Genomic DNA, 21,810 nt, shown 5'->3' with positions numbered 1-21,810 from the left:
CTCAGCCCGTGACGGGGCACGTCGCGACAGCGGGCGGCTAGCGGGTCACCGCCACGCCGCCGAAGGTCACCACCAGGCGTCCGTCCGCCGCGAAGGACCAGCGCAGGGCTCCGGCGTACGAGGAACAGCGGGAGCCGTTCGAGCCCGACCAGAACTGGTTCGAGCCGTCGGCGTTACCGATGATCCGGTCGTTCGATCCGCTGTCGCACGAGGTGTTGTTCCGGAACACCGAGTCGCCGTCGTCGAAGTTGAAGTTGCGCTGCTCGTTGCCGACGCTGATGTTGTCCGACACCTGCATCGTGCCCGGATTGCTGTTGTAGGTGAAGCCGTGCTTGCCGTTCTGGTAGGCGATGCTCCGGCGGACGACGTGGTCGACCTCGATGTCCTCGCCACCGAGCTTGTAGCCGTTGCGGTCGCCGTTGCCGGCCTGGGAGCCGTCGCTGAGGGTGCCGTTGGCGAGCGCGAGGGAGTCCTCGATGGTCACCGCGCCGATCGCGCCGGTGTCGGACTTGGTGTACAGGTCCCAGCCGTCGTCGATGTTGTTGTGGGCGACGGCGTAGCGGAAGACGTTGCCGGGGCCGGAGGTGAGCTTCGCGGCGAAGCCGTCGGCGTCCTCGCCGTCGGAGTCGGCGTTGTCGTGCGAGACCGCGCCGAGGATGAGGTTGTTCGACGGCCACTGGGCCTTGGGCGTGCTGGAGAGCATCCGGGAGAGCTGGAGACCGGTGTCGCGGTTGTAGCGGGTCACCGTGCGTTCGAAGACGTTGTTGCTGCCTCCGACGAATATGCCGTTGTCCCCGGCGCGTTCGACGACGACGCCCTTGACGTGCCAGTACGACCCGTTCACCGCGAGTCCGCGGTTGGCCGGGTCCTCGCTCTGGGCCGAGAAGCTCAGCACCGGGGTCTCACCCGGGTAGGCGGCCAGGGTCTTGCGGGCGGCGGAACTGCCGTCGTTGCCCTGCGGGATGGTGACCGTCTGGGAGTGGCGGTAGGTGCCGCCCCGCAGGTAGATCGTGCCGCCGGGGGCGACGCGGGAGATCGCCGAGGCGAGCGTCGTCGGGTCGGACTCCGCGCCGGTGGCGCCGTCGGTGCCGGTCGGGGACACGTGGAGGGTGCCGGTGACGGGGGGCGGGGTGGTGGTGCCGCCGTCCGTCTCGACCTCCACGTAGTCGATGTTCGGCAGCCCGGCCGACGTCGTCGGGGTGAGGCGGACGGTGTTGCCGCCCGCGTTCAGCGTCACCGTGAGCGTCCGGGTCGCCCAGGTGCCCCAGGCGCCGGTGCCGTCGAAGGGGGCGGAGGCGGCCGCGGCACCATTCACGAGTATGTTCGCCGGACGTGCCGTGCCGGATCCGTTGGCGTAGCGGATCCGGAGGGTCGCCGTGCCCGCCGCGGGGGCGTTCACGGTGAACTGGGCGTGGGCCCCGGTCGCGTTGGTGCCGTTGCAGAATCCGCTGCCCGAGTAGCCGGACCAGTCGGAGTCGATGGTGCCCGTGCAACTCGCAGGGGAGGACTCGGCCTCGTACCGGACGGTGGCGGCCTGTACCGGATTGCCGGACAGCGCGACGAGCGTGCCGGCCAGAAGGCCGGCGCCGGCGATGGCGGGTCTGCGAAGCATCGGTTGGTCTCCGAATCGTCGATGAGCCACGGGTCGGGCCACCGCACGACGGAGGGAGCGGTCGGCCCACAGGACGGAGAAAGCGCTTTCCCGAAGTTAAGACCGTGTTGCGGACACGTCAATGGTTGTGTCCGTGATCATTGTTCATAATGTTGAACACTGCGCGACCCTGGCTCTGAGAACCTCTCGCAACGTCACGGACGGCTTGCTCACCGACTGGTTCCTCGACGGTCTCGACTACCGGATCGAGCACCACCTGCTCCCGGCACGCCCCGGCCGCGCCTGAGGCTCGCCCAGGCCATGGTGCGGGCCCGCTCCCGCGACGTGGGCACCCCCTGTTCGGAAACCGGCCTCGTCGACTCCCGTCGTCAAACTCTGCGGCACATGTACGAAGTGGGAGAACCGCTGCGGGCCGACGTCTGAGGGGCCATCGCCTTGAGCCTCTTCGGACGCGCAGCGCGCACGTGGGCTGGTGCGCATGACCCCAGTGAAGGAGGAACGTCCGCGCGCGCTGCTCGCCGGGGCCTCGCGTCGGTGGGTGCGGCTGCTGCCGTGGGCCGTGGCGTTCGTGCTGTGCGTCGCCCTGCTGCCCACGCCCTTCGTCGTTCTCACCGCCCCACGCTGCCGCAGAGTGTGCGGGAGGAGTTCACCTCCATCGCGGCGACCGCGCGCCAGTCGCTCGGCGAGATGCGTCGCCTCCTCGGCGCGCTGCGCAACGAGGAGGCACGCGGCGAGTTGGTGCCCCAGCCGGGCCTGGCGCAGATCAGGCAGCTGGTGTAGGCGACGGCCCTGCGAGATCAAGCGCTTCTTCCGTGACACCTCCTGGGCCGTGCACGTGCCCCGGCGCCTCCAGGAGGCCCGCGTCCAGCTGGCCCGCGCCACCGAGGAGCTGCGCAGCCAGCTGGGCCACAGCCCCACCGCCAAGGAACTGTCCGAGCTGGTGAGCCTGCCCGAGGACGAGGTCGTCGAGGCCCGACTCGCGGCCAACGGGTACCACTCCACCTCGCTGGACGCGGCCATCGATGGCAGCGAGGACGGCGAGTCGGCCCTCGCCGACTTCATCGGCACCGACAACGCCGCCCTCGCGCTCGTCGACGACTTCCACGCGCTCGCCCCGATGATCGCCGAACTGGACGAACGCGACCGCCAGACCATCCACTGGCGGTTCGACGACGAACTCACCCAGAAGGACATCGGCGAACGCCTCGGCGTCTCCCAGATGCACGTGTCCCGCCTGATCTCGCGTCTGCTGGCCCGCCTGAGCGAAGGCATGCTCAGCACGGCCTGAGGCCCGCACCAGGACCTCCGCCACCGCTTCCTCACCGGACGACGAGTACGGTGACCGGCTGAAAGCAGAACCATCGCAGGAACACATGAGATGTTCTCGTCGCGCGGGAAGCGCTGCGCATCGCCGGCGCCCGTCACTTCGCCACCGAATACCTCACCGGCTCACAGCGGGGCCTTCGGCCGCCGCTGCCGGAGAGTGCGACGGAGGCCGTCCACCTGGTGGTGAGTGAGCTGATCACGAACGCCGTCAAGTACGGGGCCGACCCCATAGAACTCACCCTGAGCCTCACGGACGACGCGGTGACCGTCACCGTCCGGGACGGTGACACCACCCTGCCGGCTCCCAGGCCCGCCGATCCCGCCCGGGTGGGTCAGCACGGTCTGGAGATCGTCGCGGCGTTGAGCCAGACCGTCGACGTCCGGCGGGAGCCGTCCGGCAAGCGCATCTCCGCGCAGATCGCCCTCGGTTGACCCGCGGCCACCGTTGTACTGCCGAGCACGCGAACCCCGCATCGGTGCTGGGGTGGAACGTGCTGTACGCCACCGGGTTCACGCGGCCAGAGCCTCGTCCTCCACGGGGACGGCGGTTCGCTCGGCGAACTGTTCGAGAAGCCTGTCCGCTGTGCACAGAGCCTGTTCGGCGGTACGGGCACCGGTCATCACGCACAACGTGTACGTGGCGTCCTCGAGAAGCCTGCTCGTGCAGCCGCTGGGACGTACGTCGTGGTCGATGCGCGCCTGAGCGAACCGAGCCAGCACGGCACGCAGTTCCTTCTCCGCCGGCAGAATCATGGACACCTTCCCTCTCCCGTCAACCGCCCCTCCACTCGACGTGATCGACCACGTCACGAGGCAGAACGTCGCATGCCCGGGATTCCCAGTTCTAACCCACACGGCTTGCGTTCAGCCGGGGCCCGGCACGCGGTGGCCCCTAATCGGCAGCGGCTTCTTCCACCGTCGCCCGCACCTTCAAGAAGGCGTCGACACCCGTCAGTTGCATGAGCCGCACAACCTGCCACGTCGGCGCGGCCACCCGGAAGTCGGTCGCCTGGTGGGTGAGAATCAGCAGACTCAGCAGGGTGGAGTCGGCGAAGGTGATGCCGGACGCGTCCAGAACCACCTTCGGACACTTCTCGGCCGCGCCTTTCAGGGCATCGGCCAACGGCTCGACCGAGGACATGTCGTATGCGCCCCGTGCGCTGACGACCCAGGCGCCGTGCGCTTCGTACTGCGCTTGCGTGGGTCGCTCCGCAGCCGGGAGCCGACTCTGGTCGGTGTGGTGCGAGCACCCTGCGACCGCTTCATCCAAAGACACCCTCGGGTCCCTTCTGTGTTGCTCACGGGACGGAACACGCCACGCTTAACGCGAAAAGTATGTCATGTATTAGCTGTCAGGCAAAGATGGTCCCTACAATGCTGTGCATGGTTGCAGTGCCTGAATCTCACTCCGGATGGACGTTCGTCACCAACCACGCGCGTGTACTGGCGGCCATCGCCGACAATCCGAACGTGCGGATCCGTGATATCGCCGCCCACTGCCGGCTCACCGAGCGCGCCGTCCAGCGGATCATCTCGGACCTGGAGCAGGACGGCTATCTCTCCCACACCCGCGACGGGCGCAGCAACATCTACCGTGTCGAACCGGACAAGGTTCTGCGCCACCCAGCGGAAGCGGGCCTGACCGTCGCCGCTCTGCTGTCCCTGCTCGTTCGGGACGAGACCGACCACGGGCGGTCGGCCGGCTCCGCCTCCCGTGCGGCCCACTCCAGCGCCGCCCGGTAAGCCCGGGGCTCTCGTCCCCCCTCTGCCCGGTATCCACAAGGGCGTCCCGTCCACCGCGTGGGCGGTTGTGACGCCGCAGGCCCCGGGCGCGGCGCGGTACCCCCGTTCTTGGAGGTCAGCGCGCCCTTCGCCGTGGCTTCAACGGTGCGTTCGGCAGCTCCGGCGCGGGCAGGGGCGCCCCGTCGTAGCCGTGCACCTCGCCGAAACGGTCGCCCTTCATCCAGTCCTCGCGAGCCCGCACGATCTCGTCGTGCGAGCGGCCGATGAAGTTCCACCACATGATGATCTCCTCGGGGAACGGGGGGCCTCCGAGGAGGATCAGCCGGGCGGGAGCGGCCGACTCGTTGGCCAGGGTCAGCGTCGCGCGGCCCGGCGTGACGTAGCCCAGTTCGGTCGGTCGCACGACGACGCCCTCGACGCGTACGTCACCGCTGTCGACGAGGACGCCGTGCTCGAAGCCCGGGTCGACGTCCAGGGTGGCGGTGCCGCCCGGCACCAGCCTCAACTCGGCGCCCAGCAGCGGCGTGAAGGTGCTCACGGGCGAGGTGTCCCCGGCGAGCGAGCCGAGGAAGACGCGTGCCGTGCCGCCGTCCATGGTGACCGGCGCGGGAGCGTGGTGCTGGAAGTCGCGGTCGGTTTCGCGGTGCTCCTCCGGCAGCGCCACCCAGAGCTGCACGCCGTGCAGGACGGTGGTGTCGGGGGTCGAGACCTCGGAGTGGGCGATGCCGAAGCCGCCGGTCATCAGGTTGAGTTCGCCGGGCCTGACGAAGGCGTGGGTGCCCAGGCTGTCCCGGTGTTCGATCTCCCCGCTGAACAGCCAGCTGACCGTCTGCAGGCCGATGTGCGGGTGCGGGGCGACGTCCATGCCGCCCGACGCGGCCACGTCGTCGGGACCGTAGTGGTCGGCGAAGCACCAGGCTCCGATCAGCGTCCGGGCCCGTTGGGGCAGCGTGCGCCGCACGTTCATGGCGCGCGGGCCGCCGAGGGGGACGTCACGGGCGGTGAGGACCTCGACGCCCGCGGCGGGCACCTCGTCCTCGAGGGCGCCGCACCGCGTCTCCGCGGGCCGTGTCTCCGTGTTGCTCACTGCGCGCCCCCGTCCGACCCCATGAAAGTTTCACTTTCAACATCCATGGGGGTGATGATAGGACCTGTCGGAAGCGATCGCGACGAAGGAGACCACGTGACACAGCAGGCGCCGGTGGCGACGGACGAGCGGCGGGTCTTCGTCGACAAGCAGACCCCCGGCGCGTACAAGGCGTTCGTGGCTGCGGCGGAAGCGGTGCGGGAGGCCGCCGCGGCGGCCGGCCTGGACCGCGTCCTCGTGGAACTGGTGAACATCCGCGTCTCCCAGCTCAATGCCTGTGCCTACTGTCTCAGTCTGCACACCAGGGCGGCACTGCGGGCCGGCGAGACGACCCAGCGCCTGGCCGTGCTGCCTGCCTGGCGGGACACCGAGCTGTTCACCGCTCGGGAGCGGGCGGCGCTCGCCCTCGCGGAGGCGACCACCCGTCCGGCGGACGCCGCCGCGCAGAGCGCCGCCTACGCGCAGGCACGGGGCGTCCTGTCGGACGACGAGGTCTCCGCCGTGATCTGGGTGGCGATCAGCATCAACGCCTTCAACCGGGTCTCCGTCCTGAGCAAGCACCCGGTGCGCGGTGCCGCACCCGCTCCCGCGTCGTCGGCGTGAGCGCCGGCTAAGACCTCACGAAGTCCAGGAGGTCGGGGTTGACCACCTCCGGGTGGGTGGAGAGCATGCCGTGCGGGAGCCCTTCGTACGACTTGAGGGTGCCGTTCTTCAGGAGCTTCACCGACAGCGGCGCCGAGTCCTCGTAGGGCACGACCTGGTCGTCGGTGCCGTGCGCGACCAGTACCGGCACGTCGATCGCCTTGAGGTCCTCGGTGAAGTCGGTCTCGGAGAACGCCTTGATGCACTCGTAGTGGGCGTTGGCCGCGCCCGACATGCCCTGCCGCCACCAGTTGTCGATCAGACCCTGGGAGACCTTCGCACCCTCCCGGTTGAACCCGTAGAAGGGGCCGGAGGGCACGTCGATGTAGAACTGGGCGCGGTTGGCGGCCAGGGCCGTGCGGAATCCGTCGAAGACCTCGATCGGGGTGCCGCCGGGGTTGGCGTCGGACTTGACCATCACCGGCGGCACGGCGCCGACCAGCACGGCCTTGGCTACCCGGCCCGGTTCGGCGCGCGCCACGTAGCGCGCGACCTCGCCGCCGCCGGTCGAATGCCCGATGTGGACGGCGTCCCGCAGGTCGAGCGCCTCGGTCAGCGCCGCGACGTCGGCGGCGTAGGTGTCCATCTCGTGGCCCGTGGAGGGCTGGCCCGAACGGCCGTGCCCGCGCCGGTCGTGGGCGATCACGCGGTAGCCGTGGGAGAGGAAGAACAGCATCTGGTTGTCCCAGTCGTCCGCCGTGAGCGGCCAGCCGTGGTGGAAGACGATCGGCGGGGCGTCGCGCGAGCCCCAGTCCTTGTAGAAGATGCTCGTGCCGTCGGAGGTGGTGACCGTACCCATCGCTGTTCCTTCCGCGTGCCTGCCTGCCAAAGGTCCTGCGTTCCGCGGTCTCCGGGACCGCGGCCGAACACACGCTCGCCACCCTACGCCGATGTCCGGCGCGCCTCATTCCGACCGCCGACCGCCGACGCAGCCGGACAGTGACGTACGCGGACGGTGACGTACGCGGGCGGCGGGACAATGGCGCTCAGGGGCCCGCCGGGCCGCGGAGAGGGAGACATGACACCGAGAGCGCACAGCGTGGGCATCCTCGTCTTCGACGGCATGAAGATGCTCGACCTGTCGGGACCGGCGGAGGTCTTCGCGGAGGCCAACCGGTTCGGGGCCAGGTACCGGCTCGTCGTCGTCTCGCCGGACGGGGCGCCGGTGCGTTCGTCCATCGGCATGCTGGCCCCGGCCGAGGCGGACGCGCGTTCCGCCGGCGCACCGGACACGCTTGTCGTCGTCGGCGGTGACGCGCTGCCCGGCTCGCCCGTCGACCCACGGCTCATCGACGCCGCGCAGGCGCTGGCGGCCGGGGCGGGACGCGTCGCCTCGGTGTGCACCGGCGCCTTCGTGCTGGGTGCCGCGGGTCTGCTGGAGGGCAGGCGGGCGACGACGCACTGGCAGCACACCGCCGCGCTGGCCCGCCGCTGTCCGTCGACACGGGTGGAGCCCGACGCGATCTTCGTCAAGGACGGGGCGACCTACACGTCCGCGGGCGTGACGGCGGGCATCGACCTGGCCCTCGCGCTGCTGGAGGAGGACCACGGGCCCGATCTGGCCCGGAAGGTCGCGCGCTCGCTGGTGGTGTACCTGCAGCGGGCGGGCGGCCAGTCGCAGTTCTCCGCCTCGCTGCGGGGCCCGGCGCCGCGGACACCCGTGCTGCGGCAGGTCCAGGACGCCGTACAGGCCGATCCGGCCGCCGATCACAGTCTGGCGGCGCTGGCGGCGCGGGTGCGGGTCAGCCCTCGGCATCTGACCCGGATGTTCCGGGCCGAGCTGGACGTCACGCCCGTGAAGTACGTGGAGCTGATCCGTTTCGACATCGCCAAGGCGCTGCTCGACTCCGGGCACAACGCCACCGAGGCCGCCGCGCTGTCGGGTTTCCCCAGCTACGAGAGCCTGCGCCGGGCCTTCGCCCGTCATCTGGGACTGTCGCCCACCCGCTACCGGCAGCGCTTCGCCACCACCGTGCCGGACGCCGGCCCGCGCCCGGACGACGGATGAGTCGGCGGCGCGGGGCCCATGGCCGCTTGTGAGGGGTTGTCGGCCATCAGGTAGCGGACGCCGGGGCCGCGCCGGGCGGAGGGTGGAGGCAGCAACGACGGCACCGATCCCCCGGAGGGCAGCCATGGCCGAGCAGATCGCCGGCATCGAGATTCCCGACAGCGAGCTGGCACGGGAGGCGACCGACCTGATCCGCGACACCACACCGCCGCTGATCTTCCACCACTCACGCCGCGTGTACCTCTTCGGCAGCCTCCAGGCCGCCGCCCTGGGCATCCGTCCCGACCCGGAGCTGCTGTACGTCGCCGCCCTCTTCCACGACACGGGTCTGGTGCCGCCCTACCGCGGTGACGACCAGCGCTTCGAGATGGACGGTGCCGACCAGGCCCGCGCCTTCCTGCTCGCCCACGGCTTCCGCGAGGCCGACGCGGACACCGTGTGGACGGCCGTCGCCCTGCACACCACTCCGGAGGTGCCGTACCGGATGGCCCCCGAGATCGCGGCGACCACCGCGGGCGTGGAGACCGACGTGCTCGGCCTGCGGCTGGGCAACCTCACCCGGACCCAGATCGACGCGGTCACCGCCGCACATCCCCGCCCGGACTTCAAGAGGCAGATCCTGCGGGCGTTCACCGAGGGGTTCGAGCACCGGCCCGCGACGACCTTCGGCACGGTGAACGCGGATGTGCTGGAGCACTTCGTGCCCGGCTTCCGGCGTACGGACTTCGTCGAGGTCATCGAGGACTCCGCCTGGCCGGAGTGACCGGCCCGCCCCCGGCCCGCCCCCACGGCACGGGTTCAGCCCAGCTCGGCGACCAGGTCCCCGGCGGTCACGCGGTCAGGCTCGGCGAGGCGTCCCTGGCCCGGGGAAGAGCCGGTAGGACGTGCCCGACGCCCGCGGCGGCCGGACGTCACCGTGGACCGTCGCGTAGAAGACCCGCCGGCCGGCGGCGAGCCCGGCCGCGGCCGAGTCGGGGTCGGCGTGCGCGAGTCGTTCCTCGGCGTCCTTGTGGGACGCCACTTAGATGATGGCCGCGAAGAGCGGCTCATCAGGCGTGTCTCGCGTCCCACCACCCTGCGGCCGCACCCTTGACGGAGGGATCAGCGGCTTCGCGATCTCCCACAGGCCGTCCGGAACAGTCCAACTCCACCTACCTCGCCCCATGCCGGACTCAACGACGCCTCACCACGTAGGACGTGGTCTTACGCCGAACTTCGGGTCGGCTGGAAAAGCACCAGACGTGTCGGCAGCTCCGTCGCAGGATCGTGCTCGCAGTGTTGCGCGGACGGGACGAAGGGGGAGATATGCAAGTTGTCAGAGATCCCGAGGGAACATGGGAGTGGGCCGAGGCTGTACCGGATGAGCCGCTGCTTCCGGGTGTGCTCCGGTATCGGGGGTATCGGCTGGCCCTGGGCGCGTGGCGTCAGCGTTTGGAGATGCCCACCGACACGGTCACGCTTGTGATCAACTTCGACGGCGATCTGTGGCTGTCGGACGTCCCGACCGCTGGCGCTGCGACTACACACCGCTGCCTGGCCTCAGGGCTGCAGACGACGGCAACGCTGGGCGAACACAGCGGAAGCCTGTACGGCATGGAGGTCATCCTCACCCCTTGGGCGGCCTTCACCCTGTTCGGGGTGGCCGTGCAAGAGTGGGCGAAGGATGTGGTCGACGCCAGTGAGCTGCTCGGTCGACGTGTCGACGAACTCGCCGAGTCCCTGGCCGCCCTTGACCGCTGGGAGGAACGCTTTCGGCTGCTGGACACGACGCTGATCCAGTGGACCCGTGGCGGCCCCCTCTGCCCGCCGCAGATCATCTGGGCGTGGCAGGCCCTCGCGCACGCGTCGGGAAACATACGCATCCAACAAGTGGCCGACGGCAGCGGATGGGGCCGTCGGCAGTTCGAGGACCGCTTCCGGAGACATATTGGCGTGTCGGCGAAGTACGCAGCGCGCATCATGCGCCTCCAGCAAGCCCTACGACTGTTGATCGCCGGGCATGCACCGGCCGTGGTAGCGACGAGCGCCGGCTTCTTCGACCAGGCCCATCTCACGCGCGAGGTGTCAGCCATGACCGGCCGTCCGCCCACCCGGCTACTGGCTTCGCGTCGTGGCGCCGCATCCGGAGCTGGGACACGCGATCGTCTGGATGACCTGATCACCAGCATCCTGCTCCCCCGGTGACGGCGCGCCTTCTCTCCTGCCGACGCCAGCGATACGCGTTTTTCTACAAGACGCCACAGGCCACGGCGGGGCACGGTTGCGGTGTTTGACACCTATCCGCACTGCAAGCGGGGTGGCGCCTGAAGGACGCCATCTGCAATCCGCCCATGCTGACCCGGAAAAGCCAGAAAGGTGCAAAAATGAAGACGGTCCGGCGTAACGCGGCCCTGGTCGGCACGGTGCTGCTTCTCGCTCTGGGAAGCGCTCCGTCATACGCCTCCGAACCTGCGTCTGCCCAGCAAACCTGTTACGGCCAAGCATTCCCCTACCAGTCGTGGCCGGGGGGAGACGGCTACTCCTACACCGACTGGAACCAGGTGCTGGGCGCGTGCGACGACATCAACATAAGGACCAACCACTCCCGTTATGTCCAGGTGTGCGGAACGACCTGGTGCGGTGACTGGAAGGCAGCATATGAGGGAAAGTGGACCGTGATCCACTGGAACAGTGATCAGGATGCCTGGTACTACGTACGGTTCCGGGGCGAGAATTCAAGCACAGGCTTGATCGCGGACTGACTCAACACTAGTTGTCGGCCCGGCCACGAAAGAGGGAAAAGGGTAGGCGTCATCCCCGGATCCGCCACCCCTCCTGCTCCGTGCGCCGGGTCGGCCGCGCAGCTGGGCGAGTAGTTCAGCCAGGGCAGCCGGGGCGGGAGATGTACGGCGTGCCAGGTGCATGGTCGGACTGCTGACCCTCCCGGCAGGTGGGACAGCCACAGCGTCTGGCCCCTCAAGAGTGAGTCAGGTCCTTCAGCGTAGCCACTGATTGGGTGACGGGATCGATGCCGCAACGCACGAGCTCCCGTGCCGTTGGGAGATGTGCTCGAAGTCTCAACCCGCAGGCACAGGAGCCGCGTTGGTTCCGTATTCTGCCGCACTCGACCTGCCCCACGCCCTGGTCGAGTGGTTCACCATGCTCATCGTCACCCGCGAGGGTGACCGCCGCTGCAAGCTCCGGCCGCACCAGCGTGCCCTGGTCGGGCTGGTGTACCTGCGCCGGCACGACACCCTCGCCCAGATCGCTGCCGGGTTCGGTATCTCCGTCGGCACCGCCCACGCCTACGACAGCCGTCGTCGCCAGGCTGACTTCTCCCACAAACACCGCCGACTCGGGGTGAACGTGCAGGTGGTGACGGACCCAGTTGAGCAGCTGCTGTGGATCTCGCCGACGCTGCCCGGCCGCGCGCACGACCTCGCTGCGGCGCGCACCCACCGGATCATCCGAATCTGCGAACGCCAGGGCGTCCCTGCCGACCGCGCCTACATGGGAGCTGGCCTCTGGGTGACAACGCCCCTCAGACGCTCGCCGGGCCGCGACCGCACACCGACCCAGCAAACCGTCAACCGAGCGCTGTCCACAGTACGGGCGCCGGTCGAGCGCGGCGTCGCGCGACTGAAGTCGTGGCGGATCTTCCGCAGGGCCCGATGCAGCCCGAATCGCATGTCGTCGATCGCCACCGTCGTCCTCACGCTGGAGCGGCAACGTTGAAGAGGCTCAGTGTCTGCGACAGTTTTCCGTTGCTGGGAGGGCTTGGCGTATGGCTCAGAGGCGCTAACAAAGCCGTTGGACGTGGCGGTGGGTGATCAGGCAGACGCCGAGTCCGAGGAATGCTTCGTGGATGTCGTCGCGTCTCTCCCAGCGGATGCGCAGGCGGCGGAAGCCGTGGAGCCAGGCGATCGTTCGCTCGACGACGTACCGGAAGATGCCCAGGCCAGTGCCGTGTGGCTCGCCCCGTTTCGCGATCACGGGGCGGATGCCTCGTCGCCAGAGCAGGCGGCGGTATTTGTCGTGGTCGTAGCCGCGGTCGGCCAGCAGGGCATCCGGGCGCCAGCGCGGCGGCCTGCCGACCTGGCCTGCGACGGCCGGGATCTTGTCGAGCAGGGGCAGTAGTTGGGTGACGTCGCCCGCGGTTGCCGCCGGTCAGGGACACCGCGAGTGGGATGCCCTGGCCGTCGACGATGAGGTGGTGTTTGCTGCCCGGTCGTGCGCGGTCGACCGGGCTCGGTCCGCTTTTGGGCCCCGTCGGGCGGCCCGCACGTGCGAGGAGTCGATCACCGCCCGCTCCCAGTCCAGCTGGTTCTTCGACCGCAACTGGTTCAGCAGCAGCTGGTGGAGCTGGTCCCAGACACCGGCCTCGTTCCAGGCAGCCAGGCGCCGCCAGCACGTCATGCCCGAGCCGAAGCCGAGCTCCTGGGGCGGGTACTCCCATTGGATGCCGGTGTGCAGGACGAACAGGATCCCGGACAGGGCCTGCCGGTCCGGCACCCGCGGTCTGCCCACGGCCTGCTTCGGACCCGGCTTCGGCAGCAACGGTTCGACCAGCGACCACAGTTCATCCGACACGATCCGCGGTCGCGACTGACGGTTTCCCATACCCAGACCTACGAGCAGAGAGGCCGACAGCCTCATGATCAGCAGCTTTTGTTAGAGCCAGTAAGACACCCTGCCCCCGCTGCGCGCCGCCAGCGCCGAGCTCCCGGACCAGGTGACCGAACTGCTGTGGGACCTCACCCACACCGAGTTCATGGACGTCGCCGGTCTCCACCTGCTCTTCACCACCCCGGCCGCTGAAGCGCGGCGCCGCACCAGTGTGACCGGCCTGCGCCGCCAGCGGCTGCGGGTGCTGCACCTGGCCGCGGGTATAGATCCCACCGTCTTCGACCTCACCCGCGTGTGCCCGCCAAGCCCCACGACGCACGCCGGCAACGACGCCTGAGCTGCACTCGTGTGCCGGAAGCGGCAAGGAAGAGGCCCCCGCTCGGCGAGGGGCTCTCCCGAGGGCCTCTTCCACTTCGATGAGCAGCCAGCTCGCCGGCCACCCCGGCTTCCAGGGCGTGTCGGCGACAACACCGCACGCGAGCAGATGACGGGGCGGGGGCGCATTAGTTTGTGCGTACCGTGGAGGTTCGGGGGTAAAAGGGCGACCCCATGGCGTGACGCTTCGGATGTGAGGCGAATGTATGGAACCGGCTGGGCAGGGCGAGGGCCAGCAGCCGCTCGTGGAGCGCTGCATTTCGGTGTCTGCCGCGTTCGAGGGCAGTGAGGAGATCGCCCTCGCGCGGGATCTCGCCCGGTCATTCCTGACCGAGGTGCAGGCCGTGCACGGGCTGCCGGTGTCCGCGCGGGCCATGGCCATGGTGCAGCTGGTCGTCAGCGAGATGGTCACCAATGCCCGCAAGTACGCGCCCGGCCCCTGTCTGCTGACCCTGGCCGTCAACGAGGGTGCCGTCGAGGTGAGCGTGTGGGACAGCAGCACCACCCTGCCCGCGGTCCGGTCGATGGATCCCGGCCGTGTCGGACAGCACGGTCTGGAGATCGTCATGGCTGTGTGCCGGACGTTTTGCGTGCAGCGGGAACCGGTGGGCAAGCGCATCACCGCGGCGATCGAACTGGCCGATGACCCGGGCGGTAACCCGGCCGGCCGGCAACCCGTCTGACGTCCGGTGTGTAACGGGTGCCTTGGAGCCCACCCCGGCCCAGCCCGCTGGCCGCATCGGCGTCCGGCTCACGGGCCTCTGTGGGAACTGCTGCGGGCCGGGCCGGGCCGCCCCGCGCCGGCCCACCTCGTTGAGCTGAGCCACCGTCCGCTTGAGCTTCAGGCGGATGTTGTTGTCGGGGCGCGATCTCCACGCGCATCGCCTCGCACACCGCCCGCGCCCGCAACGGTGCGTCGGCCGCGGTGAACACCGCCATGATCTGCTGTCAGGCCGGTTGGCGCGACGTGGGGTCGGGCCGACCGGCCTGATCTCGTTCCCTCCTGCCGCTACCTGCTGGCGGGCTGAGGAGTGCCGGGGTGCCGGCTGTAGGTGAGGAAGGCCGCTCCGCCCTTGAGGACGGTGTGGTCGGTGAGCTCCCAGGCGTTGGGCACGAAGGCCGCGGTCCGCCCGAAGAGGGGTATGCCGGCACCGATGGTGAGCGGGCTGAACTTGACGATCACGCGGTCGATCTCTCCGTACAGTGCGCCGGCCAGTTCCCCGCCGCCTACGAGCCAGATGTCCTTGCCGCCGTCGCGCTTCAGCTCCCGCACCTTTGACACCGGGTCGTCGGCGACGAGTTCGACGCCGGGGTCCGGGCTTTCGATCAGTGTCCGGGAGAAGACCAGGTGCCTGAGGTGGGGGTAGGCGTTGGTCACACCGGCCGCAAGGCCGATCTCATAGCTCTTGCGGCCTTCCAGGACGGTGTCGAAGCGGGTCCCTTCGGCAGTGACACCGAGCGCGGCCCGCGCCGGCCCCGGCAGGGTCTCGGGGTACTCCTCGGTGATGTGCTGGATGTAGTCGGCGGACGGGGACCAGAAGCCGCCGGGGCCGGTGGGGTCGGAGCCGTCGGGACCGGCGATGAAACCGTCGAGCGTGGAGGCGATGAAGTACACGAGCTTGCGCAAAATGAGTCCTTTGCCGATCGGTCGCAGTGGACGGTGGCGGGATGCGCCACGCGGGGGTGGGCTATCGGGGTGTCATTTCGTGGCATTGAGGAACGGGCCGACGATGCGCTCCACCGCCTGTGTGACCAGTTGGTCGCGCTCGGCGTCCGTGAAGACCTCCGGCAGCGTGAGTTGCTCAACGGTCAGCCAGTTCATGGCCGCGTACATCAGCAGGACGGCGGCCGCCCCGCCGGGAAGGCCGGCGGCCTCGTGTCGGGTGACGTTCTCGTCGATGTCGGCGCGGACCCGCTCGGTGAGCAGCGTCCGCAGCTCCGGCCTTCTGGTGGCCTCCAGCCGGAGTTCCAGCAGCGCCAGGTGCCCGGACGGGAAGGCCGCGGCCCTGCCGACGCTCTCCCGCAGCATCACGCTGTACGACGCGGCGTCCTGTGCCTGGTCGAACATCTCGGTGAGCGCGTTCTCTTCGGGCCTGAGTCGCTCGTAGACGCGGGCGCCGGCCTGGACGAGCAGATCGTCGCGGTTGCGGAAGTAATTGGACGTGGTGCCGATGGGCACCCCCGCTTCCTTGTCGACAGCGCGCTGGGTCAGGCCGCGCGCGCCCTCGCGGGCGAGAACCTCGATGGCGCCGTCGAGCAGCGCGGCCCGACGGGTGTGGTTCTGACGCATCTCGTGTTCCCTCCTCGCTCTGAACGACCCCAAGTAAACCACTGTGACTGAAGTGCGTCAACTGAAGTGGTTACGTGGGCGAGTCCAACCGTCCGCCAAGTGCCAGGGGGTAGCGGCATGTGATGGCGGATCTCCACAACTCGCAGACCGGCTTGGTCTGCACCAGCGAGGAACGCCGTGTGCGGCCGCCGGTGACGGTCCCATGGGAGCGCGCCCCCGGGCCAGTCAGGGCGGCATGGCATGTCGCCCTGGCTGGCCGGGCGAGATGGTGATCTCGCACGTTCTGCGGGAGATCTATCCGATGAGGAGCGTGTCGGTCGAACAGGAGTCTCGATCGGGTGATCGCGGCCGGTGCAGGGAATGGAGTCAGGGCCTCGTGGCAGCTCGGAGGGTGTCTACGGCTGACGCAGTTCTGTGGGGCGACGGGCCGGTCGCGACGCCCACCTGGAGCGCCTCGCCGACGAGCAGCCCCGTGTCGCCTGAGCACGCACCGCGCCGGTCCCAGGTCGCCCTGGTGGAGCCCGGCGCTGGCCCGGCGGCCGCGCGCTGTACGACCCTCACCCCGACGACCCGCGCCTGCCGGACGGGCCGGGTGTGGCGTGCCGCTTCCACACTATTGCGCGGCAAAAAGGCGCGTGCCTACGGGAGATGGGTGGCAGCCCTGACCGCGTCGTCCACGGTCGGGTGGAGAGCGTGCGGCCCGAGTCGGATGGTGAGTGGGTGGCGGTCGAGGTCGGTGGCGGCGCGGGCGCGGACGTGGGCGAGGTGCAGGGCGATGCCGTGGCGGTGGAGTTCGTCGCGGAGTTCGTCGAGGGTGTCGAGGACGGGTGCGCCGAGGTGGTAGCTGTCGGCCAGGTCGAGTACGACGGCGTGCGGCGGCGGATCGGCTGCCCGGACCTGGTCGCGGACAGCGAGCCGTACCCGGCTGATGTTGCCGAAGAACAGGCTGCCGTCGGGGCGCACGACGAGTACACCGGGGACGGGCTTGGCGTCGGGGTGCATGGTGGTGTCGCCGTAGAGGGTTGCGCGCCGGGCGTCTGACCGGTCACGGCCCGGCAGCCGGCCCAGGACGGCCACGTGGCGGCGGCTGGCGGCGCCGATGAACAGCACGAGGGAGAGGGCCACCGCCAGCAACAGGCCCGGCAGCAGGTCGAAGAGGAGGACGCCGAGGAGAGCGGTGAGCGCGACCCACAGGCTGTTCCGGTCCAGGCGGGCGTACCGCCGCAGTTCCCCCACCCGCAGGAAGCCTCGCACCGCGACGATGACGATGGCGCCGAGCACCGCCTCGGGCAGGTCGGTGAACAGGGGGGTGAGGAACGCGCCGGTCAGCAGGATGAGTACGGCCGCGATCAGCGAGACCATGGGCGTACGTCCGCCCGCGCCGGCCGCGGCGGCGGACCGCGAGGCGCTGCCGGAGACCGCGAACCCGCGGACGAGGCCGGCGGCGATGTTCGCGGCTCCCACGGCGATCATCTCCCGGTCGGCGTCGACCTCCTGGCCGTGCTCGCGGGCGAACAGGCCGGCGATGCTGTACGCCTCCGCGAAGACGACGAGGGCCACGCCCAGCGCGCCCCCGACGAGGGCGAGCCAGTCGGCGGCGGGGATGCCCGGCAGGCGCGGCACCGGGACCGCCGACGGGATCGCCCCGACCACCTCCACCCCGTGCTTTTCCAGCCCGGCACCGGCGGACACCGCGAGCCCCACGACCAGGACCAGCAGGGCGGCGGGCAGTCGGGGCAGGAACCGTTCCAGGGCGAGCAGCGCCGCCAGAGCGGCCAGACCGACGGTGAGGGTCGTGAGGGACCAGTCGGGAACGTGCCGGACGAGGCCCCAGAGCCGCTCGAAGAAGTCGCCGTCACCGCTCTCGGCACCGGTGATCTTGGACAGCTGGCGGACGATGATCGTCAGGGCCATGCCGAACAGGAAGCCGACCAGCGCGGGTTCGGCGAGGAAGTTGGTGAGGAAGCCGAGCCGTGCGAGCCCGGCCGCCACCAGTACGGCGCCCGAGACGACCGCGACGGCCGCCGACAGGCCCGCGGCGTCTTCGGGGGAGCCGACGCCGGCGATGGCGGAGCCGGACAGTACGGAGGTCGCCGAGGTGGCGCCGACGACCAGGAAGTTCGAGCGGCCGAGCAGCCCGTAGACGAGGAGGGCGACGGGAGCGGCGTAGAAGGCGTTCTGCGGCGGTACGCCGGCGATCTGCGCGTAGGCCACGCACTCGGGCACGATCAGCGCCCACGCCGTCAGCGCGCCCAGTCCGTCGCCGCGCAGCCCGGACCGGCGGTAGTGGTGCAGCCATCCCATGAGCGGCTGTCCCTTGATCACTGTGTCGCTCGTGTCGGTGTGTTCCCGTTCGGGACGGCTCACCTTCGCTCCGGTCAGTTCGACGAGAGTCCGCTGACCGCGTCGCCGACGTACTTGGCGCCGAGGACGACGAGCAGCGTGGTCATGATGGCCGCGTTGTGGCGGGCCATCCACGCCTTCCACCCGGACAGCACCCCGGCGGCCCGCGCGCCGCCCACCAGGTAGATGGTGAGCGGAGCCAGCGCGCACAGCGAGGCGATGAGCACCATCAGCACGGCGGCGCCGGTCTTGCCGCCCGCCGAGGCGCCGCTGCCGGCGATGGAGACGGCGCCCCCGACGGCCAGGACCAGGTTCTTGGGGTTGGCGACCGCGAGGACGGCGGCGAGGCCGGCCGCCTTGCCCGGCGTGAACCGGTCGACCGCGCTCATCCAGCCGGGCTGGGCGGCCTCGTGGTCCTCGCGCGGCCGGCCCGCCCATTGCTTGGCGCCCAGCAGCAAGAACAGCACGCCGAGGACCAGTTTCACCCACAGCGTCCAGTCGGCCGGTCCGCCGTCGCCGGCGGCGTCCGCGCCCGAGCCGAGGAGGACGACCGCCGTCACCACGGCCGCGACGCACACGACCCAGCTCAGGGCGAACGCCGTGCCGTTGACGCGTGCGCGCGGCGTGGCCAGCATCAGCACGACGGCGATGACCGGGATCGGGCTGATCGCGATACCGACCGCCGAGGCCAGCATCTGTCCGAAGGCGTCACCCATGTACGTCACCCATGTAGTCGCCCATGTGCATCCTCCTCGGCTCGGGTCGGGTCCGGCGCGGTCCTGTTCCGGTGGGGCTCAGGGCGTGACGATGGGGAAGTTCGGGCCGGGTCCGTCCAGGACCGACAGCAGCGTCCGCAGCGCGCCCGGGTCCCCGCTGTGCTCGACGCCATCGAGCCCGGCCCGCCCCGCCAGCAGGGCCGCCAGCTGGGGCTTGGTCAGGGTGAGGGCCAGGTCGGTGCCCCCGTCGGGGCGCTCGGTGGCGTAGTGGACGAGGACGCCGTTGCGCAGGACCACCTGACGGCGCTCGCCGAGGTCGGTGAGGTGCCAGTGCGTGGACACGGTGTGCTCCCACGCATGCGGGCCGTTGACCCGGATGGCGAGCGAGTCGAGGATCTGGTCCACGCCGAGCGCGGACGCCATGCTGCCCGCGGAGATCGGCACCTGCTTCACGCCCTCGCGCAACTCCCGCGCGCCCATGAGGTAGTTGTTGCGCCAGGTCCCGCACTCGGCGCCGTAGCCGAGCCGCTCGAAGACCCGCGCCAGCAGCTCCTTGGCCTCGGTGCTGTCCGGCGCGGCGAAGGTGGCGTGCTTGAGGAGCTCGGCGGTGAAGCGCAGGTCGCCATCGTCGGCGTAGGAGCGGGCCTTGTCCAGTACGGCGTCCAGGCCGCCCATGCAGTCGACGTACCGCTCGGCGCTCGCGGTCGGCGGGTGCTCCCACAGGGAGGACGGGTGGCCGTCGTACCAGCCCATGTAGCGTTGGTAGATCGCCTTGACGTTGTGGCTGACCGACCCGTAGTAGCCGCGCGCGTGCCACGCCTTCGCGAGCACGGGCGGCAGTTCGAGCATCTCCGCGATCTCCGTGCCGGTGTGGCCCTGGTTGGTCAGCCGCAGGGTCTGGTCGTGCAGGTAGGCGTAGAGGTCGCGCTGCTCGGACAGGAACCGCTTGATCCGGCCGGTGCCCCAGGTCGGCCAGTGGTGGGAGGCGAACAGGACGTCGGAGTCGTCGCCGAAGAGCTGCAGCGCCTCGGTGAGGTAGCGCGACCAGACGCGGGCGTCTCGGACCACCGCGCCGCGCAGGGTCAGGATGTTGTGCAGGTTGTGGGTGGCGTTCTCGGCCATGCACAGCGCACGCCGCTCGGGCAGGTGGAAGTTCATCTCCGAGGGCGCCTCGGTGTCCGGCGTGAGCTGGAAGCGGAAGAGCACGCCGTCCAGCCGCTCCTCCTGCCCGGTCCGGGTGACCTCCAGCGTCGGCGGCAGCAGACTCGGCAGCCCGTGCGAGGCGGTGAAGCCCAGCCCCACACCGATCAGGCCGTCCGCGCCCGGCGGCAGGTCACCGCCGGTGTGGTAGACGCCGCGCCGCAGCATGGCCGTCCCCGCGTACACGTTCTCCGCGACGGCGTTCTCCATCAGCCCCTCGGGGGCGACGATCGGTACGTCCGAGCCCTCGTCGACGACGCCGAGGGTGCCGCCGAAGTGGTCGATGTGCGAGTGGGTGAACACGACCGCCGTGACCGGCCGCTCCCCACGGTGCGCCCGGTACAGCGCCAGCGCCTCGCGCGCACTCCGCCGACACCAGCGGGTCGACCACGACGACGCCGCGCTCGCCCTCGATCAGCGACATGTTGGACAGGTCGAAGCCCCGCACCTGGTAGACCCCGTCGGTCACCTCGTACAGCCCCGCGCGGGCGCACAGCTGGGACTGCCGCCACAGACTCGGGTGCGCGGTCTCGGGGCAGTCTCCGTCGAGGAAGTCGGTGGCCCGGAAGTCCCAGACCACCCGCCCGTCCTCCCCGGTCACGGTCGGGGCAGCCGGCGGTGCGACCAGTCCGCGGTCGGCGTCCTCGAAGTCGGTACGGTCCGCGAAGTCGGGCAGATCGGGGGCGGTCGGCCGGTCGGAAACACTCACGTGGGTCTCCTGGACGCGTGGGCGGCTACCGTCGCCATCGTCCGCACCATCTTCGATACGACGGTCGGGCCCGGCCCGTCGGATTGAGCCGTTCGGCTGCATCAGCGCATCATCGTCAGTGCCCGCCAACGAGGTCCGGCCGATGTCGCACCTGTCTCAGTCCAAGCGCGCGACCGCCGAGGTACGAGATGGCTCTCGCTACGCCTTCGCGCCGTCTGCATTTGGTTGAGCTGCCCCGGAGAGCTTGTTCGCCGATGCGGGGCTGTGCACGCCGTTCACGCCGTGCCCGTCGACCATCGACCCGGCAACCGCCCGCGAGTGGCTCACCTGGACGAGTGCCGGCCTTGAGGACCCGTGCTTCAAAAGACTGGCGGAGCCGTACTGGCCCGGGGACCGACGAGGGTGGAGCAAGTCCAAGGTCCGTGCCACCGCCGACGCCACCGCCGACGCCATCGTCGGCGCCTTCACGGTCCCGCCAACGCGCCCCGCACGCTGCTGCTCGGACGCCACGATCACACGGGCGCCCCGCGCCACACCGGCCGGCCCCCCCCTCTCACCCGCGACGCAGCCGTCGCGCTCGCGGAGGTCCTGGCACCAGCGGCGGGCAGTCATCCGGTAGCCGGCGAGCGATGACATTCGCATCCCGGCTCGGGACCGCTTGCCGCCCGGCGGGCGCCTGAGAAAGTTCGGCCGCTGCTCCCGCCTGGCGGGACGTGATGCTGATCGGCCTTTCCTTGCGGGTCAGAGGTGTGTGGCGTGGTCTGTATGACAGTGGATATCAGGGTGATCCGGGCCGGTCAGATGTACCGCAGGAGCTGCGCGACCGGTCGCCACGCGCAGCGCAGGCTTCACGTGCGCTTGGGGCCGTCGTAGACGCGGGATCGGGAGACCCACGCGATCCCGGTCAGCGTGGCAGCACCGGCCACTGATGCCGCTGCAGTCTTCCGCACCGCCTGCGGTACGTCCTCCACGGTTCTGCGCTCACCGGTCTCCATGACGCATACGGTGCGCAGGGTGAAGAAGCGGACGTCGTACCCCACCGCTCCCCGCATATTGGACCGGCATGGATGGTCGTAGGGGAACGGAGCCGAGTCTGCCCCGCCGTCCTGCGCCACGGCCACAGTCGAGATCAACCCGATGGCCCCAAGTGAGTA

20 protein-coding genes and 7 pseudogenes are annotated in these 21,810 nt (G+C 70.1%); 13 read left to right on the top strand and 14 right to left on the bottom strand.

The genetic code is table 11. The features are described from left to right. Positions 1 to 37: 37 nt before the first annotated feature. Positions 38 to 1,612 carry a carbohydrate-binding protein gene (locus ACFIF2_RS33310; protein WP_395577014.1) on the bottom strand — a complete coding sequence of 525 codons (1,575 nt, stop codon included), beginning with the start codon at positions 1,610 to 1,612 and terminating at the stop codon, positions 38 to 40. 181 nt (positions 1,613 to 1,793) lie between these two features. On the opposite strand from ACFIF2_RS33310, the pseudogene ACFIF2_RS33305 reads away from it, so the two are divergent. From ACFIF2_RS33305 to ACFIF2_RS33290, 4 genes and pseudogenes are all read left to right on the top strand, one after another. Beyond that, positions 1,794 to 2,035, top strand: a pseudogene (locus ACFIF2_RS33305) (acyl-CoA desaturase); the annotation flags it as partial. Between the two features lie 198 nt (positions 2,036 to 2,233). Further along, positions 2,234 to 2,389 (top strand): annotated as a pseudogene (locus ACFIF2_RS33300) (histidine kinase); the annotation flags it as partial. A 16-nt stretch (positions 2,390 to 2,405) separates the two neighbouring features. Further along, a pseudogene (locus tag ACFIF2_RS33295) lies at positions 2,406 to 2,900 on the top strand (sigma-70 family RNA polymerase sigma factor); the annotation flags it as partial. Between the two features lie 113 nt (positions 2,901 to 3,013). After that, positions 3,014 to 3,370 (top strand): ATP-binding protein, encoded by a 357-nt coding sequence (locus ACFIF2_RS33290; RefSeq protein ID WP_395577047.1) that lies wholly within the window; start codon positions 3,014 to 3,016, stop codon positions 3,368 to 3,370. A gap of 78 nt (positions 3,371 to 3,448) precedes the next feature. Here ACFIF2_RS33290 and ACFIF2_RS33285 read toward each other — a convergent pair whose 3' ends face one another. Together ACFIF2_RS33285 and ACFIF2_RS33280 are read right to left on the bottom strand one after the other, a co-directional pair. Beyond that, entirely contained in the window at positions 3,449 to 3,691 is a 243-nt protein-coding gene (locus ACFIF2_RS33285; protein WP_395577013.1) for a DUF5133 domain-containing protein, read from the bottom strand. Positions 3,692 to 3,830: 139 nt separating this feature from the next. Next, positions 3,831 to 4,214 (bottom strand): STAS domain-containing protein, encoded by a 384-nt coding sequence (locus ACFIF2_RS33280; protein ID WP_395577012.1) that lies wholly within the window; start codon positions 4,212 to 4,214, stop codon positions 3,831 to 3,833. A 107-nt stretch (positions 4,215 to 4,321) separates the two neighbouring features. Between ACFIF2_RS33280 and ACFIF2_RS33275 the strand changes: the two genes are divergently transcribed. Further along, a complete protein-coding gene (locus ACFIF2_RS33275) occupies positions 4,322 to 4,681 on the top strand; it encodes a helix-turn-helix transcriptional regulator (protein ID WP_395577011.1) in 360 nt (119 codons plus the stop codon). A 115-nt stretch (positions 4,682 to 4,796) separates the two neighbouring features. On the opposite strand, the gene ACFIF2_RS33270 is transcribed toward ACFIF2_RS33275, so the two are convergent. Continuing rightward, positions 4,797 to 5,768 carry a pirin family protein gene (locus ACFIF2_RS33270; protein WP_395577010.1) on the bottom strand — a complete coding sequence of 324 codons (972 nt, stop codon included), beginning with the start codon at positions 5,766 to 5,768 and terminating at the stop codon, positions 4,797 to 4,799. 96 nt (positions 5,769 to 5,864) lie between these two features. Between ACFIF2_RS33270 and ACFIF2_RS33265 the strand changes: the two genes are divergently transcribed. Then, positions 5,865 to 6,371 (top strand): carboxymuconolactone decarboxylase family protein, encoded by a 507-nt coding sequence (locus ACFIF2_RS33265; protein WP_395577009.1) that lies wholly within the window; start codon positions 5,865 to 5,867, stop codon positions 6,369 to 6,371. Positions 6,372 to 6,378: 7 nt separating this feature from the next. On the opposite strand, the gene ACFIF2_RS33260 is transcribed toward ACFIF2_RS33265, so the two are convergent. Further along, positions 6,379 to 7,209: an alpha/beta fold hydrolase gene (locus tag ACFIF2_RS33260; protein WP_395577008.1), complete on the bottom strand. Its 831-nt coding sequence runs from the start codon at positions 7,207 to 7,209 to the stop codon at positions 6,379 to 6,381. A 219-nt stretch (positions 7,210 to 7,428) separates the two neighbouring features. On the opposite strand from ACFIF2_RS33260, the gene ACFIF2_RS33255 reads away from it, so the two are divergent. Beyond that, positions 7,429 to 8,418 (top strand): GlxA family transcriptional regulator, encoded by a 990-nt coding sequence (locus ACFIF2_RS33255; protein ID WP_395577007.1) that lies wholly within the window; start codon positions 7,429 to 7,431, stop codon positions 8,416 to 8,418. A 124-nt stretch (positions 8,419 to 8,542) separates the two neighbouring features. After that, positions 8,543 to 9,181: an HD domain-containing protein gene (locus tag ACFIF2_RS33250; RefSeq protein ID WP_395577006.1), complete on the top strand. Its 639-nt coding sequence runs from the start codon at positions 8,543 to 8,545 to the stop codon at positions 9,179 to 9,181. 75 nt (positions 9,182 to 9,256) lie between these two features. Here ACFIF2_RS33250 and ACFIF2_RS33245 read toward each other — a convergent pair whose 3' ends face one another. Both ACFIF2_RS33245 and ACFIF2_RS33240 read right to left on the bottom strand, forming a co-directional pair. Next, positions 9,257 to 9,439, bottom strand: a complete 183-nt coding sequence (locus tag ACFIF2_RS33245) for a hypothetical protein (protein ID WP_395577005.1) — start codon at positions 9,437 to 9,439, stop codon at positions 9,257 to 9,259. A 3-nt stretch (positions 9,440 to 9,442) separates the two neighbouring features. Then, positions 9,443 to 9,583, bottom strand: a pseudogene (locus tag ACFIF2_RS33240) (IS5/IS1182 family transposase); the annotation flags it as partial. 272 nt (positions 9,584 to 9,855) lie between these two features. Between ACFIF2_RS33240 and ACFIF2_RS33235 the strand changes: the two are divergent. The 3 genes from ACFIF2_RS33235 to ACFIF2_RS33225 all read left to right on the top strand — a co-directional run bounded on the left by ACFIF2_RS33235 (position 9,856) and on the right by ACFIF2_RS33225 (position 12,132). Next, a complete protein-coding gene (locus tag ACFIF2_RS33235; protein WP_395577004.1) occupies positions 9,856 to 10,602 on the top strand; it encodes a helix-turn-helix domain-containing protein in 747 nt (248 codons plus the stop codon). A gap of 146 nt (positions 10,603 to 10,748) precedes the next feature. Then, positions 10,749 to 11,159 (top strand): hypothetical protein, encoded by a 411-nt coding sequence (locus tag ACFIF2_RS33230; protein ID WP_395577003.1) that lies wholly within the window; start codon positions 10,749 to 10,751, stop codon positions 11,157 to 11,159. 340 nt (positions 11,160 to 11,499) lie between these two features. Beyond that, on the top strand, positions 11,500 to 12,132 hold the full coding sequence (locus ACFIF2_RS33225; RefSeq protein ID WP_395577002.1) for a transposase family protein: 633 nt from the start codon (positions 11,500 to 11,502) through the stop codon (positions 12,130 to 12,132). 63 nt (positions 12,133 to 12,195) lie between these two features. On the opposite strand, the pseudogene ACFIF2_RS33220 reads toward ACFIF2_RS33225, so the two are convergent. Then, a pseudogene (locus ACFIF2_RS33220) lies at positions 12,196 to 13,017 on the bottom strand (IS5 family transposase). Positions 13,018 to 13,129: 112 nt separating this feature from the next. Between ACFIF2_RS33220 and ACFIF2_RS33215 the strand changes: the two are divergent. Beyond that, complete coding sequence (locus ACFIF2_RS33215) at positions 13,130 to 13,360, top strand: hypothetical protein (RefSeq protein ID WP_395577001.1); 231 nt, start codon at positions 13,130 to 13,132, stop codon at positions 13,358 to 13,360. A 244-nt stretch (positions 13,361 to 13,604) separates the two neighbouring features. Beyond that, entirely contained in the window at positions 13,605 to 14,081 is a 477-nt protein-coding gene (locus ACFIF2_RS33210; protein ID WP_395577000.1) for an ATP-binding protein, read from the top strand. A gap of 326 nt (positions 14,082 to 14,407) precedes the next feature. Here the strand turns inward: ACFIF2_RS33210 and ACFIF2_RS33205 are convergent, their stop codons facing one another. From ACFIF2_RS33205 to ACFIF2_RS33180, 6 genes and pseudogenes are all read right to left on the bottom strand, one after another. Further along, complete coding sequence (locus tag ACFIF2_RS33205) at positions 14,408 to 15,025, bottom strand: dihydrofolate reductase family protein (RefSeq protein ID WP_395576999.1); 618 nt, start codon at positions 15,023 to 15,025, stop codon at positions 14,408 to 14,410. A gap of 72 nt (positions 15,026 to 15,097) precedes the next feature. Then, entirely contained in the window at positions 15,098 to 15,688 is a 591-nt protein-coding gene (locus tag ACFIF2_RS33200; protein WP_395576998.1) for a TetR/AcrR family transcriptional regulator, read from the bottom strand. A gap of 639 nt (positions 15,689 to 16,327) precedes the next feature. Next, positions 16,328 to 18,055, bottom strand: coding sequence for a SulP family inorganic anion transporter (locus ACFIF2_RS33195; protein ID WP_395576997.1), 1,728 nt, complete (start codon positions 18,053 to 18,055; stop codon positions 16,328 to 16,330). Between the two features lie 11 nt (positions 18,056 to 18,066). Then, positions 18,067 to 18,747 (bottom strand): GAP family protein, encoded by a 681-nt coding sequence (locus tag ACFIF2_RS33190; RefSeq protein ID WP_395576996.1) that lies wholly within the window; start codon positions 18,745 to 18,747, stop codon positions 18,067 to 18,069. Between the two features lie 78 nt (positions 18,748 to 18,825). Continuing rightward, positions 18,826 to 20,371: pseudogene (locus tag ACFIF2_RS33185) on the bottom strand (alkyl/aryl-sulfatase). A gap of 1,133 nt (positions 20,372 to 21,504) precedes the next feature. Next, a pseudogene (locus ACFIF2_RS33180) lies at positions 21,505 to 21,810 on the bottom strand (hypothetical protein); the annotation flags it as partial.

Source organism: Streptomyces sp. BK79 (assembly GCF_044142145.1).
Lineage (GTDB): Bacteria > Actinomycetota > Actinomycetes > Streptomycetales > Streptomycetaceae > Streptomyces.
Note: the sequence above shows the minus strand (reverse complement) of the source record. Positions and strands in the feature narration are given on the sequence as shown.